13 protein-coding genes are annotated in these 12,703 nt (G+C 70.0%); 6 read left to right on the plus strand and 7 right to left on the minus strand.

The window, feature by feature from the left end; genetic code table 11:
• Positions 1–96: 96 nt before the first annotated feature.
• The 4 genes from ACFWPJ_RS11800 to ACFWPJ_RS11815 all read left to right on the plus strand — a co-directional run bounded on the left by ACFWPJ_RS11800 (position 97) and on the right by ACFWPJ_RS11815 (position 2,018).
• Complete coding sequence (locus tag ACFWPJ_RS11800; RefSeq protein WP_378849913.1) at positions 97–639, plus strand: dihydrofolate reductase family protein; 543 nt, start codon at positions 97–99, stop codon at positions 637–639.
• A gap of 55 nt (positions 640–694) precedes the next feature.
• On the plus strand, positions 695–916 hold the full coding sequence (locus ACFWPJ_RS11805) for a helix-turn-helix domain-containing protein (protein ID WP_189025545.1): 222 nt from the start codon (positions 695–697) through the stop codon (positions 914–916).
• Positions 916–1,491, plus strand: coding sequence for a Clp protease N-terminal domain-containing protein (locus ACFWPJ_RS11810; protein ID WP_378849915.1), 576 nt, complete (start codon positions 916–918; stop codon positions 1,489–1,491). Before ACFWPJ_RS11805 ends, ACFWPJ_RS11810 begins: the two co-directional genes overlap by 1 nt.
• 131 nt (positions 1,492–1,622) lie before the next feature.
• Complete coding sequence (locus tag ACFWPJ_RS11815; protein WP_378849917.1) at positions 1,623–2,018, plus strand: phage holin family protein; 396 nt, start codon at positions 1,623–1,625, stop codon at positions 2,016–2,018.
• A 41-nt stretch (positions 2,019–2,059) separates the two neighbouring features.
• On the opposite strand, the gene ACFWPJ_RS11820 is transcribed toward ACFWPJ_RS11815, so the two are convergent.
• Together ACFWPJ_RS11820 and ACFWPJ_RS11825 are read right to left on the minus strand one after the other, a co-directional pair.
• Positions 2,060–2,929, minus strand: a complete 870-nt coding sequence (locus tag ACFWPJ_RS11820) for a 1,4-dihydroxy-2-naphthoate polyprenyltransferase (protein ID WP_378849919.1) — start codon at positions 2,927–2,929, stop codon at positions 2,060–2,062.
• 97 nt (positions 2,930–3,026) lie between these two features.
• Positions 3,027–3,485 carry an SRPBCC family protein gene (locus ACFWPJ_RS11825; RefSeq protein ID WP_378849921.1) on the minus strand — a complete coding sequence of 153 codons (459 nt, stop codon included), beginning with the start codon at positions 3,483–3,485 and terminating at the stop codon, positions 3,027–3,029.
• Positions 3,486–3,595: 110 nt separating this feature from the next.
• On the opposite strand from ACFWPJ_RS11825, the gene ACFWPJ_RS11830 reads away from it, so the two are divergent.
• Positions 3,596–7,348: a BTAD domain-containing putative transcriptional regulator gene (locus ACFWPJ_RS11830; protein ID WP_378849922.1), complete on the plus strand. Its 3,753-nt coding sequence runs from the start codon at positions 3,596–3,598 to the stop codon at positions 7,346–7,348.
• Positions 7,349–7,378: 30 nt separating this feature from the next.
• Here the strand turns inward: ACFWPJ_RS11830 and ACFWPJ_RS11835 are convergent, their stop codons facing one another.
• The 5 genes from ACFWPJ_RS11835 to ACFWPJ_RS11855 form a co-directional block, all read right to left on the minus strand.
• Complete coding sequence (locus ACFWPJ_RS11835; protein ID WP_378849924.1) at positions 7,379–8,203, minus strand: ABC transporter permease; 825 nt, start codon at positions 8,201–8,203, stop codon at positions 7,379–7,381.
• Positions 8,200–9,186: an ATP-binding cassette domain-containing protein gene (locus ACFWPJ_RS11840; RefSeq protein WP_378849926.1), complete on the minus strand. Its 987-nt coding sequence runs from the start codon at positions 9,184–9,186 to the stop codon at positions 8,200–8,202. The genes ACFWPJ_RS11835 and ACFWPJ_RS11840 overlap by 4 nt, the downstream gene beginning before the upstream one ends.
• A 144-nt stretch (positions 9,187–9,330) precedes the next feature.
• Complete coding sequence (gene menE / locus ACFWPJ_RS11845) at positions 9,331–10,464, minus strand: o-succinylbenzoate--CoA ligase (protein ID WP_378849929.1); 1,134 nt, start codon at positions 10,462–10,464, stop codon at positions 9,331–9,333.
• Positions 10,465–10,743: 279 nt separating this feature from the next.
• On the minus strand, positions 10,744–11,136 hold the full coding sequence (locus ACFWPJ_RS11850) for a VOC family protein (RefSeq protein ID WP_378849927.1): 393 nt from the start codon (positions 11,134–11,136) through the stop codon (positions 10,744–10,746).
• Positions 11,137–11,150: 14 nt separating this feature from the next.
• Positions 11,151–12,044, minus strand: coding sequence for a 1,4-dihydroxy-2-naphthoyl-CoA synthase (locus tag ACFWPJ_RS11855; protein ID WP_316576188.1), 894 nt, complete (start codon positions 12,042–12,044; stop codon positions 11,151–11,153).
• Between the two features lie 141 nt (positions 12,045–12,185).
• On the opposite strand from ACFWPJ_RS11855, the gene ACFWPJ_RS11860 reads away from it, so the two are divergent.
• The gene (locus ACFWPJ_RS11860; protein WP_378849928.1) at positions 12,186–12,632 is read left to right on the plus strand and encodes a DUF6918 family protein; all 447 of its coding nucleotides are present in this window, start codon (positions 12,186–12,188) and stop codon (positions 12,630–12,632) included.
• Positions 12,633–12,703 lie beyond the last annotated feature (71 nt).

The raw sequence follows: 12,703 nt of genomic DNA on the forward strand, positions 1-12,703 counted from the left end.
GCCGCCCACACCCCCCCCCCCCCCAGGGGTCACGGCCCCGGGCCACGCGACAACCCTGAGGGTGGTTCGCTTTTTGCCCTGTCAGGATCGGTGTCCATGACGACCCGCTATTACACCGCCACCAGCCTCGACGGCTACATCGCCGACCCCGACAATTCGCTGGACTGGCTGATGGCCGTCCCCGCTGGCGACACCGCGACAGGCGATGTCAGCGAGTTTCTGCTCGGCGTCGGCGCCCTGTGCCTGGGGTCGACGACCTACGAGTGGATGGCGGCCAACAATCCGCCCGAGGCCTGGCACGAGAACCACGGCGACCGTCCGACCTGGGTGTTCACCCATCGTGAGCTGCCCGAGATACCCGGAGCGAATGTGCGTTTCGTCGCGGGCGAGGTCGGGCCGGTGCACGAAGAGATGGTCGCCGCCGCGGCTGATCGCGACATCTGGATCATCGGCGGCGGCGACCTCGCCGGACAGTTCGCCGACGCCGGATTGCTCGACGAGGTGATCGTCGGCATCGCGCCGGTGACACTCGGTGGCGGCGCCCCCTTGCTGCCACGCCGCATCCTGTCCGATCAGATGCGGCTGGTGGACGTCGAACAGCTGGGCCAGTTCGCCAAACTCGTCTACCGATTGAGCTGAGCCGCGTCGTCAATTTTTGTTGACAACCCGATGTTCGTCAATCAAAATTGACGCCATGACCGATGCAACAACGCTCGCCTCGGCGGCGGGTAATCCCGATCCGGCGGTCGGTCTGCGCGCGGTGCTCGCCCTGCGCAGGCTGGCCGACCGGCTCGAATCCATCCAGGTGGCCAATGCCAGGGCCAACGGCTGGTCGTGGCAGGCGATTGCCGAAGCGCTCGAGGTGAGCAAGCAGGCGGTGCATCAGAAACACAATCGGAAGGGCGGAACCCGCTGATGTTCGAGAAATTCACGCGACATGCCAGGGTGGCGGTGGTCAGCGCCCAGGACGACGCCAAGGAACTGGGCGCCAAGCGGATCGGGCCGGAGCATGTGCTGCTCGGCGTGGTGTCCAACGCCGAACCCGGCCTGCGGACGGTGCTCGACGCCCGCGGCATCACCGCCGACGGTGTGCGTACCGCCCTGGCCGAACGCGCGAGCGTGACGCCGCTGGGCGCCGACGACGCCGAGGCCCTGCGCTCGATCGGCATCGACCTGGACGCGGTGCAGGCCAGCATCGCCGAGAACTTCGGCCCGGATGCTTGGGATCGGGCCGAACCGGAGGTCAAGCGTGGTGTGTTCGGCCGAATGCTCGGCGCGGGGCACATCCCGTTCACCGGCACCGCCAAGAAGACGCTCGAACTCGCCCTGCGCGAGGCGATCCACCGCAAGGAGCGCGAGATCTCCACTGCCTACCTGCTGCTCGGAATCCTGCGGGCCGCCGACCCGGCCACCACCGACCTGCTCGGCGGCAGCGACGGAGCCTCCGCGCTGCGCACCGACATCTACGGAATGCTCGACCGCGCGGCGTGAGTTCCGCGTCGGGTGTGTGTCAGTCCGGCCGCAATGTCCGTTTCCGGGCCAATGGGCGCAGACGCGCCAGTGTTCCTCAGTCTTTCGCGCATGGCCGGAGCGAAGGCGGAGGTACGCCTAGCATGGCGTGTATGCAGCTAGCAATACGGTTGGTCATCAACGCCATTGCCCTCTGGGCAGCGGCCGCGTGGATCGACAAAATCGATATCTACGTGCCGCCAGAGTGGTCGTCCGAGTGGGGGAACTGGGGCAAGGCCCTGATCCTGCTCATCGTCGCCCTCGTGTTCACGGCCGTCAACGCCGTGATCAAGCCGATCGTGAAACTTCTGTCGCTGCCGTTCGTGATTCTCACGCTCGGCCTTTTCCTGCTGGTGGTGAACGCGGCGATGCTGTGGCTCACCGCCAAGATCACCGAGATCACCGACTACGGTCTGCGCGTCGACGGCTTCTGGGCGGCCCTGTGGGGTGGTGTGATCATCACGCTGGTCAACTGGGTGCTGGGCATCTTGGTGCCCGACGGCGACTAGCAGGCGGCTGCTTGGGGCTCCGCTGAATTGCCCGACGGCGACTAGCCGAGTCCGACGGCCAGCGCGCTCAGCGCCGACCAGGCCAGCAGCGCCAGCCCGGAATCGCGCAGGGCGGGAATCAGTTCCAGCCCGCCCTTGCCCGTGCGCACGGGGGCGTTGGCCCGGATCGCCAGCGGCAACGCCAGCAGTCCGGCCAGCGCCAGCGGCGTGCGGGCGATCAGCGTGAGGCTGATCACGAACGGCGCCGCGAGCAGCACCAGATGCAGGGTGCGGGTGCGCGCGTCGCCGAGTTTCACCGCGAGGGTGACCTTCCCTGCTTCGGTGTCGGTGGGGATGTCACGCAGGTTGTTGGCCACCAGCACCGCGCTGGAGAACGCGCCGACCCCGATCGCGAGCAGCAGCCCTACCCAGTCGACCCGCAGTGCCTGCACATACTGGGTGCCGAGCACCGCGATCAGGCCGAAGAACACGAACACCGCGATCTCACCGAAACCGCTGTAGCCGTAGGGCTTGCTGCCGCCGGTGTAGAACCAGGCGCCCGCCAGGCAGAGCGCGCCGATGAGGACCAGCCACCACGCGGTCGTCACGGCCAGCACGAGCCCGGCGACCGCGCCGATCGCCAGGCTCAGCACGGCGGCATTGCGGACGGCGGTGGGGGAGGCCAGCTTCGAGCCGACCAGCCGCAGCGGGCCAACCCGCACGTCGTCGGTGCCGCGGATGCCGTCGGAGTAGTCGTTGGCGTAGTTCACCCCGACGATCAGTGCCAGCGAAACCAGCAGCGCCAGTATCGCTTTCCACCAGACGGCCCCGTCGATCGATGCGGCGGCGCCGGTACCCGCGAGTACCGGCGCGATCGCGTTGGGCAGCGTCCGCGGTCGGGCGCCCTCGATCCATTCCGCTGCTGTAGCCATGGATCGAAGCCTAGTGGGGCACCGGCGCGCAGCGCTCCTCAGTCTCTCGCGCACGGCCGGAGCGAATGCGGAGGTACGCCTAGTCCCGGGGAACCTGCTAGGCGGATTCGGCGATCGTCTTGAGGCGGGCCAGGCCCTTGTCGAAGTCCTTGCCGATCATGTTGTCGATCGGGAAGACCTTGCCGAGCACGCCCATCAGGCCCGAATGCGTTCCGTTCATCCGCCAGGTCACCTCGGTACCGACCGCCGCCGGCGTGAGGCTGAAGGTGACGAAGTTGGTGGCCTTGAACGGCTTCTCGAAGGCCAGCTCGATCCCGATCTCCTGTTCCGCGTCGGCCTTGATCTCCATCGCGCCCGCACCGGCCTTGCGATTCCCGCGCCAGGTGTAGCGAGCGCCGACGCCGGATTCGGGCCCGGTGTAGGTACGTGCGAGCTGCGGATCGGCATCCTCCCATGGCGACCACAGTCGCCACTGGCGGAAGTTGTCGATGAAGCCGTGGATGCGTGCGGGTTCGGCGGCAATGGTTGTGCGCCGGGTCACCTCGAAGTCGCCCATGCGCGTCAGCCTAAGCGGACGTACCGACAATTTCGCGGCGTGCGCCCGTGGTGTCGCGTCCCGCGGGAAACGGGAGCTCGTCGCCGTGCTCGCCTACGATGACTCCCGGCATGTCTGCACAGCATCTCGGCCCGGACGGGCCGCCTCCCACCGTCGCGGTGGCCGCCTCCCCCCTCGTCGTGGGGGTGCTCGGCGTGATCGCGATCCGGCGTGACGGCGCCCTGCTCGCGCTGCCGGGCGCCCGGGCGCGTTTGCTGCTCGCGGCACTCGCCGTGCGACCGGGCCGGGCCCGCAGCGCGCAGTCGCTCGTCGACGAGGTCTGGGGTGATCAGCCGCCGCGCGCGCCGATGAACGCCCTGCACACGCAGGTCTCCCGGCTGCGCGCCCTGCTGCCCGACGGCGCGCTGGAGATCGGCCCAGCCGGCTACCAGCTGACCCTGCCCGCCGACAGCGTCGACCTGACCGCGGCCGCCGCCTTGGCCCGCCGCGCCGACGACCAACTCGCCTCGGGTGACACCGCGGCGAGCCTCGCCACGATCACCGCCGCCCGCGCGCTGTGGCGCGGCGAGCCCGGCGCCGACCTCCCCGATTCCGGCCCCGCCGACGACCTGCGCGCCACCGCCGACCAGTTACGCGACGACCTCGACCGCACCGAACTCGCCACCCACGTCGCCCAGGGCGACCTCGCCGCCGCAATCCCCATCGCCCGCGCCGCAGCGGCCGCCCAGCCACTGGACGAGCCGACCCGCGCCACCCTGATCCGACTCCTCGCCGTCGACGGACGAACCAACGAGGCACTCGAGGTGTTCGCCGCCTACCGCCTCCGGCTGATCGAGGAACTCGGCGCCGACCCGGGCCCCGCCCTGCTCGCCCTCAACACGGCGGTCCTGCGTGGTGACCCCGTCGACCTGCCCGGTTACCGACGCCACGCCGCTGTCGCAACCGCGAGCGGCGATCCGACCATCGTCCGCGTCGCCGAGAACGCTCTTTCCGATGGTCATCGCCCGCCCGCGGAATCGGAACAATCGTCCGGCTTTTCGGGTCGACGGCTCCCGAGTGAATCGTCCGCGCCGGACGCCGTGTCTCGATCGCTGCGCGGTGCGGCCGACAACGGTCGATGGCGAGATCCGGCCACCGCTTCGCGCGGGCTCCCGTCGACCAGTCCCGGTGCGGGGGAGGCAGCGCCCGGGCAAGGGCCGCAGGCAAGTGGCGTCGGCGGCCACATTCCGCTGCCGGAGAGCCGGCCGGATGCCGCGGGGGATGGGCGAGGCGCATCGCCCGACCGACTACCCGGCGCACCGGACAGCGTCGGCGATCCGTTCGATCGGCCTAACGGGCGACACCGCCCGTCCACGGCGGTCGGCCTGCGCGCGGCTCCCAACGAATTGCTCGGCCGGGCCGACGATCTCGATGCGATCGCCGAGCTGGTGCACCGCTCGCGGGTGACGACCGTGCTCGGCCCCGGCGGCACCGGCAAGACCAGGGTGGCCAATGCGGTCGGTGAGAGGCTCACCGGCACGCTGCCGGTGGCGCTGGTCGAGCTGGCGCCGGTGCAGGCCGAAGCGGCGGGGTCGAAGACGCGCGTCGAGATCGAGGCGGCGATCGGGCACGTGATGGGGCTGGGCGAGGTGATGCGTGAGCCGGGTGGACTGCGTCTTACACGGCAGATCGACGCGCGCGGACGGTTGCGCGAGGCGCTCGACGCGCGCCCGATGCTGCTGATCCTCGACAACTGCGAGCACGTGATCGAGTCGGCCGCCGAGCTGGTCGCCGAGCTGGTCGGCACTTGCGCCCAGCTGACCGTTCTCACCACCAGCCGGTCGCCGTTGGCGATCACCGCCGAATCGGTCTATCCGCTGGCGCCGCTGGCTGTCGACGCGGCGGGCTCGCCCGCGACGGACCTGTTCTCGGCACGTGCGCGCGCGGTGCGACCCGACGCGCGACTCGACCCCGACATCGTGGCCCGGCTGTGCAGCACGCTCGACGGCTTGCCGTTGGCGATCGAACTGGCCGCGGCGCGGGTCCGCACGATGAGCGTCGCCGAGATCGAATCCCGGCTCGAGCATCGATTCGCGTTGCTCCGCAGCGGTGATCGGGCCGCGCCGCAGCGCCATCGAACGCTGCACGCGGTGATCGCGTGGAGCTGGAATCTGCTCGACCCCGACCAGCAGGTCGTGCTGCGCAGACTGTCGCGGTTCCCGGCCGGATTCACCCCGTCCGCGGCGGAAGTCGTCGCGGCGGGAGACGACGTCGCCGCGGCGATCGACGGGCTGGTCGGCCAGTCGTTGCTCACCGTCCTCGACGACCCCGACGGCACCGGCATCCGCTACCGCATGCTCGAGACGGTGCGTGAGTTCGGCGCCGAACAGCTGGCGGCCGTCGACGCCGTGACCGGGGACGCCGAGACCGCGCTGGTACGTGACCGGATGGCCAGGTGGGCGCGGGAATTCGCGACCAGCGCCGTTCGTGACTATCGCGCGGGCCACCAGGTGCCGATGGTGCTCGCGGTGACCGCCGAGCTCGACAATCTGGTCGCGATCCTGCGCACGGCCACCGCCCATGGCGACGCGAACACCGTGTACACGGTGTTCCCGGTGACCGCGACGGTGTGGGTGATGCGAGGCGCGCATCTGGAGTTCATCGGCTGGGCGGTGCGCCTGGTCGCGATCGCACCCCCGGCGCCGGCGTCGAGCGAGGACGCCGATCTGCAGATGGTCACGCACATGCTGACCTGCCTGCACCTGATGTTCCACAACGGCGGCGACGTGCGCCCGGTCGCGCTGGCCAGGCTGCGGGCCCGGCGGCTGCTCGCCCACCCCGGCCTCGATCCAGGGCTGCGCCTGCTCGGCAGGTTGATCACCGTGCGGCCCAACGGGTTCCGCGTCGGCCGGCTGTTCGCCGACGGTGTCCGCTCGGCGGACCCGACCGAGCGGGTCGCCGCCCTGGTCGGCCGCGCCAACTTCTGGGAGAACGCGGGCAACGTGCCCGGCTCGGTCCGCGACTCGCTGCGCGCGCTGGCCGATCTGGAGACCGGGGACGTCTGGGGTACCTCGATGGTGTGCCAGCACCTGGCCCAGCTGTCCGGCCAGTCCGCCCGCTACGACGAGGCGGTGACGTACTACCGCGGGGCGCTGGAGCAGATGCACCGCCTGCGCGTCCACGACGAGATCCTGGAGAGCCGGTGCTACCTGGTCGCGGCCCTGCTCGGCAGCGGCCGCCGCGAAGAGGCCAGGGCGGAACTCGAGTTGGTCCTGCGCTCCGACGATTCGGGGGTGGGTCAGGTCGACGACCCCACCGTCCGCCGCAATCACCGGCTCTCGACCGTCGCGACCGCGGTGGCCGAACTGGAGCTGGCCGACGGCGCCGTCGACGCCGGGCTCCGGCACTACCACCGGGCGCTCGAGCTACTCGGCTGGCCCGAGTTCGAACTGAGTCCGGGCCCCGGCGCGATGATGGTGTCGGCCGCCGCGCTCGGCGCCCACGTGCTGCACGGCAGGGCCGACGCCGCCGTCGACCTGGTGGCCCAGATCGTCGCGACGACCGAGCGGCGCCTGTCGCAGTATCTCGACCTGCCGCAGATCGGCGCCGTCGCGTGCGCCGTCGGTTCCTACCTGCTGGCGACTGAGCCCGAGCACCCGGAAGGCCTGGAACTGCTCACCCTCGCGGCGTCTTCGGTCGCCAGGCAGGATTATCCGTCGATGGAGCTGGCCCGCCATCTCGCGCTGCACCGGGACACGGTGGGCGAGATCGCCGCGGCGCGGGCCGTGCACCGTGCCGCGGGAGTGCGCCGGCTGGCCGCAGCCACCCGCATCGTCGAGATCGTCTCCCGGCTCGACGGACACGACAACGGCACCCGACCCTGACGGATCGGATGCCGTTGCGGTAGCCCGGGTTCAGGCCCGGCGCATATAGGCCCGCACGGTGAGCGGTGCGAACACCGCGATCACCGCGAGCGAACCGAGCAGCGACCACACCAGGTCACCGCTGTAGACGTTGGCGTTCATCAGGTCTCGGCAGGTGTTGACCATGTAGTACACCGGATTGGCGTGGTTGATCGCCTGCATCCAGCCCGGCATGGTGCTCACCGGGGCGAACGCGCCGGACATGAACGTCAGCGGGAACATCACCATCATCGAGACGCCCTGCACGGAGGCGGCACTCTTACCGGTGACACCGACCAGCGCCCACACCCAGCTGATCGCGAACGAGCACACCACGACCACCAGGCAGGCCGCGAGCACGCCGGCGAAACCGCCGCCGGGCCGGTAGCCCAGGCACAGGCCGACGATGATCGTCAGAGTAGAGGCGATTCCGTAGCGGACCATGTCGGCCAGCAGCGCGCCCGCCAGGGCCGAAACCCGGGCGATGGGCAGGGATTTGAAGCGGTCGAACACGCCCTTGTCCATGTCCTCGCGCAGCTGGGTGCCGGTGACCACCGAGGTGAGCACGACGGTCTGCACGAGGATGCCGGGGATGAGCACGGGCAGATAGTTGTCGACGCTGCCCGAGATCGCGCCGCCGAAGATGTAGGTGAACAGCGCGGTGAACAGGATCGGCTGCACCGTCACGTCGAAGAGCTGCTCGGGATTGTGCTTGATCTTGAGCAGGCCGCGGTAGGCCATGGTGAACGAGGTGGAGATCGTCTCGCGCAGCCCAACCCGGTCGCTGACCTGCGCGACGTCCTTGGTGGGTGCGGGAGCGGTGAGGACTGCGGTCATGCCGCGCTCCGTTCGGTGTCGTCGGATTCGTCGGCCGGGTGGCCGGTGATGGTGAGGAAGACCTCGTCGAGGGTGGGCTTGGAGACGGTGATCTCCTCGACGCCGATCTCCCAGTCGCGCAGGCGGATCAGCAGGTCGGCGGTGAGGTTGGGATCGGGGAGCGGCGCGGTGAGCCTGCCCGCCTCCGGGCTGATCTGGGCGGCGACGCCGAGGAAGTCGCCGACGATGCGGCGGGCCTCGTCGAGCTGTTCGCGGTCGAGCAGCGTCAGGTGCACCGAGGAACCGCCGATGGAGGCCTTGAGCTCGTCGGCGGTGCCGTCGGCGATCACCCGCCCGTGGTCGATCACCGCGATCCGGTCGGCCAGCTGGTCGGCCTCGTCGAGGTACTGGGTGGTGAGCAGCACGGTCGCGCCCTCGGTGACCAGCCTGCGGATGGTGTCCCACATCTGGGCGCGGGTCCGTGGATCGAGACCGGTGGTGGGTTCGTCGAGGAACAGCAGCGGCGGGGTGGAGATGAGGCTGGCCGCGAGGTCCAAACGCCTGCGCATGCCACCGGAGAAGTTCTCGAGCGGCTTGTTCGCCGCCTCGGTGAGGTCGAACTCTTCCAGCAGTTCGACGGCCCTGCGGCGGGCATCGGGCCTGCTCAGGCCGAGCAGCCGGGCGAAGATGATCAGGTTCTCGGTGGCGGAGAGCATCTCGTCGACCGAGGCGTACTGGCCGGTGACGCCGATCAGCGAGCGCACCGCATTAGGCCGCTCGACGACGTCGTGGCCGAAGATCCGCGCGCTACCGCCGTCGGGACGCAGCAGGGTGGCCAGCATCTTGATGGTCGTCGTCTTGCCGGCGCCGTTCGGTCCGAGCACCCCGTAGACCGAGCCGCGTGGCACCGCCAGGCTCACCCCGTCCACGGCGCGCTGCTTGCCGAACACCTTGACCAGACCGTCCGCCTCGACGGCGAGCGCTGAAGTGGGTGTGTAAGTCATGCGACCTACGGTGCAGCGCCCGACTTGCACGGCCCTTGCACCGCGCTGTCGGGGCGCTGGTGCTCGTGGCCGAGGCGGCCTCGATGTTCCCGCCTGGCATTCGTCCGGCGGCCCGCTGATCAGTCCGGACCGAGGCGGCCGCGATCAGTGCGGTGTGTTCGCCAGCAGGTGTTCGCGCAGGGCGGCGCGGTCGGGCTTGCCCGGGCCGCGCAGCGGGATCTCGTCGAGCACGGCCAGTTCGCGCGGGGCCGCGATCGAATCGAGTTCGGCGACGACGTGGGCGCGGATCTCGTCCAGCGTCGGGGCGGCACCGGGCGCCGGTACGATCGCGACCGCGACCCGCTGACCCAGCCGCTCGTCGGGCAGGCCGAGCACGATGCACTCCCTGATCCCGGGGTGATTGGCCAGCACGGCCTCCACCACCTGCGGAATCACCAGCAGCCCGCCGGTCATGATCGCCTCGTCCAGGCGACCGGTGATCGAGAGCACGCCGTCCGCATAGGTGCCCGCGTCTTCGGTGCGGAACCAGCCGGGTTCGGCGAAGGCCGGGTGGTCGGGCAGGTTGCGGTAGCCGCGGGCGATCATCGCGCCGCCGAGCAGCACCCGGCCGTCCTCGATCCGCACCTCGGTGCCGTCGAGCGGCACGCCCTCGTAGACGCAGCCGCCGCAGGTCTCGCTCATCCCGTAGGTACGGACGACGGTGATGCCGGCATCGAGCGCACGTTCGTAGACGGGCAACGGCGTCGCCGCCCCGCCGACCAGCACGCCGTCCAGCTCGGCCAGCGCCTTGGCCGCCACCGGCGAATCCAGCGACTTGATCAGCTGCGTCGGCACCAGCGCGGTATAGCGGCGCGGCCCGCGCATCGCGGCGACCGCGCCGGCCAGCGCCTCGGGCAGGAACCCGCCCGACACGTCGAGCACGGTCGGCTCGGTGCCGGCCAGGATGCTGCGCAGCAGGACCTGGATGCCCGCGATGTGGTGGGTCGGTAGCGCCAGCAGCCAGCTGCCCGGCCCGCCGAGCCGGTCGTGGGTGGCATTGCCGCTGGCCCGCAGGGCTTCGGCGCCGAGCAGCGCGCCCTTGGGAATACCGGTGGTGCCGGAGGTCGTCACCACCAGCGCGACGTCGTCGTCGATCGGATCGCCCGGCTTGAGCGCGTCGGAGAGCCTGCGCGCCTCGCGGCGATCGGTGGTCGGAATCGGCAACCAGGCCGGGCCGTTGCCGTCGAGCGCCTGACGCAGATGGGGAAGCACTTCGCCGACACCGGAACCGGTCGGCATCTGCAGCGTCCGCAGGGTCCTACTCACGCCACCACCTCCCGATACAGCTTGTTGCGCTCCCTCACGGCTTCGATCGTGTCATGCGACCGACGAGACCCGGCCAACGGGTCGGTTTGCCGGGAGACGGTTCGCCACAAGGCAGGCATAGCGACTGCGATTCAGTAGATGGACGACAACTCGCACTGCGGTCCGGACGACGGCGGTCGGGCGCTTGCTCGCAGCTATCGTGCGCGGCCGGACCCGGTTCGGCAACTCGGGTCCGCCGCGACAACCACTCGTTCACTCCGCCGACCAGCGCGGATCCCGCCGGATCGGATGTTCGGCGGGAACCTGTACCAGCACGATCGCCACACCGTCCGGGTCACGCACCCACATCTCCCACAGTCCCCATGGTTCGAGCACCGGCGCGCGCTCGATCGCAATTCCCTTCAGCGCCAACTCCGCCGCCGCGTCGGCGACATCGCGCACCTGCAGCCAGATCGCGCCGTCGAAGCGGCCAGGCTCCCCGCTGCCGCCGTGCCCGGCGACCTCGAGCAGCCCCTGCCCGGCGTAGAACACCGTGCCGCCCGGGTACTCCCGCGCGATGGCCAGCCCGAGGCCGTCCCGGTAGAACGCCAGCGTGGTGGCATAGTCGCTGGGCCGCACGATGATCCGGCTGTTGAGAATTTCCATGGGACCGTCCGTTCTCAGAAGTACCAGGGATAGGGCGCCCAGTCGGGCTTGCGCTTCTCCAGGAACGCGTCGCGGCCCTCGACCGCTTCGTCGGTCATGTACGCCATCCTGGTCGCCTCGCCCGCGAAGAGCTGCTGGCCGACCAGGCCGTCGTCGAGCAGGTTGAACGCGTACTTCAGCATCCGTTGGGCCTGCGGCGATTTGCCGTTGATGTCGGCGGTCCACTCCAGCGCGACGTTCTCCAGCTCGTCGTGGTCGACGACCTTGTTGACCGCGCCCATCTGGTGCATCTCCTCGGCCGTGTACGGCCTGCCGAGGAAGAAGATCTCGCGGGCGAACTTCTGCCCGACCATCTTCGCCAGATACGCGCTGCCGTAACCACCGTCGAACGAGCCGACATCGGCGTCGGTCTGCTTGAACCGCGCGTGCTCGCGCGAGGCCAGCGTCAGATCGCAGACGACGTGCAGGCTGTGCCCGCCACCCGCCGCCCAGCCGTTCACCAGCGCGATCACGACCTTGGGCATGAACCGGATCAGCCGCTGCACCTCGAGGATGTGCAGCCTGCCCGCGCGCGCGGTGTCGACGGTGTCGGCGGTCTCGCCGTCGGCGTACTGGTAGCCGTTGCGACCGCGAATGCGCTGGTCACCGCCGGAGCAGAACGCCCAGCCGCCGTCCTTGGGGCTCGGGCCGTTGCCGGTGAGCAGCACCGCGCCCACATCCGGCGACATCCGCGCGTGATCGAGTGCGCGGTAGAGCTCGTCGACGGTATGCGGGCGGAACGCGTTGCGTACCTCGGGCCGGTCGAACGCCACCCGCACCGTGCCCTGCTCGATATGTCGGTGGTAGGTGATGTCGGTCAGGTCCTCGAACCCGGGGACGGGCCGCCACAGCTTCGGATCGAATGTCACGACCACGATTATCGCCCTATTGCCCGCCGGACCGGTACGAGGTCGTAACACCGCAGCTCGAGCGGTCACCGCGTGTTTCGCGGACCCTGTGCGTATAGTTGCGGCTGCTCGTTCAACGAACCGATCCGGAGGAACCTGAAAGTGGTTGCAGCGCTGTCTGAATCCCTGCTCGACGACACCAAGCGTCCGGCTTTTCTTGCCGACGCCGTCGAGGTTCTCGACGCCGAGGTCTCGGACAAAGGTGGGGCGTCCGGCCTGGCGGTGAAGGGTGGCTACGCGGCGGTCAAGAAGATCAGCCCGACCATCGTTCCCGACGCGCTGGCGTCGCTGGCGCCGAAGCTGCTCGACCAGCTCCAGCCGTACTGGGCCGAATTCGCCGCCTCGGGTGCCGGCACCTTCGCCGACCTGCTGACCGCGAAGTCCGACGAGGTCGCCGAGTCGCTGCTGGCCGTGACCGACGCCCGCGCCGAGTCGTCGACCCGCCCCGCCCTGCAGAAGGTGTACTCCTCCATGCGTGGGTCGGCCAAGAAGCACGTCGTCGAGGCTCTGCCGCGCGTGGGCGACCTGGTGCAGAAGCACGCGGGCTGAGTCCCCTGGCGGGGTAGCCCCCGCACGTTTTGTTCCGTGAGGCCGGGGGGGGGGGGGGGGGGGGGCCCCCC

This window comes from Nocardia sp. NPDC058497, assembly GCF_042720195.1.
Classification (GTDB): domain Bacteria; phylum Actinomycetota; class Actinomycetes; order Mycobacteriales; family Mycobacteriaceae; genus Nocardia.

Coding starts and splice junctions, on each gene's coding strand:
- ACFWPJ_RS11800 (WP_378849913.1), top strand. CDS start 97: ATGACGACCCGCTATTACACCGCCACCAGCCTCGACGGCTACATCGCC.
- ACFWPJ_RS11805 (WP_189025545.1), top strand. CDS start 695: ATGACCGATGCAACAACGCTCGCCTCGGCGGCGGGTAATCCCGATCCG.
- ACFWPJ_RS11810 (WP_378849915.1), top strand. CDS start 916: ATGTTCGAGAAATTCACGCGACATGCCAGGGTGGCGGTGGTCAGCGCC.
- ACFWPJ_RS11815 (WP_378849917.1), top strand. CDS start 1,623: ATGCAGCTAGCAATACGGTTGGTCATCAACGCCATTGCCCTCTGGGCA.
- ACFWPJ_RS11820 (WP_378849919.1), bottom strand. CDS start 2,929: ATGGCTACAGCAGCGGAATGGATCGAGGGCGCCCGACCGCGGACGCTG.
- ACFWPJ_RS11825 (WP_378849921.1), bottom strand. CDS start 3,485: ATGGGCGACTTCGAGGTGACCCGGCGCACAACCATTGCCGCCGAACCC.
- ACFWPJ_RS11830 (WP_378849922.1), top strand. CDS start 3,596: ATGTCTGCACAGCATCTCGGCCCGGACGGGCCGCCTCCCACCGTCGCG.
- ACFWPJ_RS11835 (WP_378849924.1), bottom strand. CDS start 8,203: ATGACCGCAGTCCTCACCGCTCCCGCACCCACCAAGGACGTCGCGCAG.
- ACFWPJ_RS11840 (WP_378849926.1), bottom strand. CDS start 9,186: ATGACTTACACACCCACTTCAGCGCTCGCCGTCGAGGCGGACGGTCTG.
- menE (WP_378849929.1), bottom strand. CDS start 10,464: ATGCCGACCGGTTCCGGTGTCGGCGAAGTGCTTCCCCATCTGCGTCAG.
- ACFWPJ_RS11850 (WP_378849927.1), bottom strand. CDS start 11,136: ATGGAAATTCTCAACAGCCGGATCATCGTGCGGCCCAGCGACTATGCC.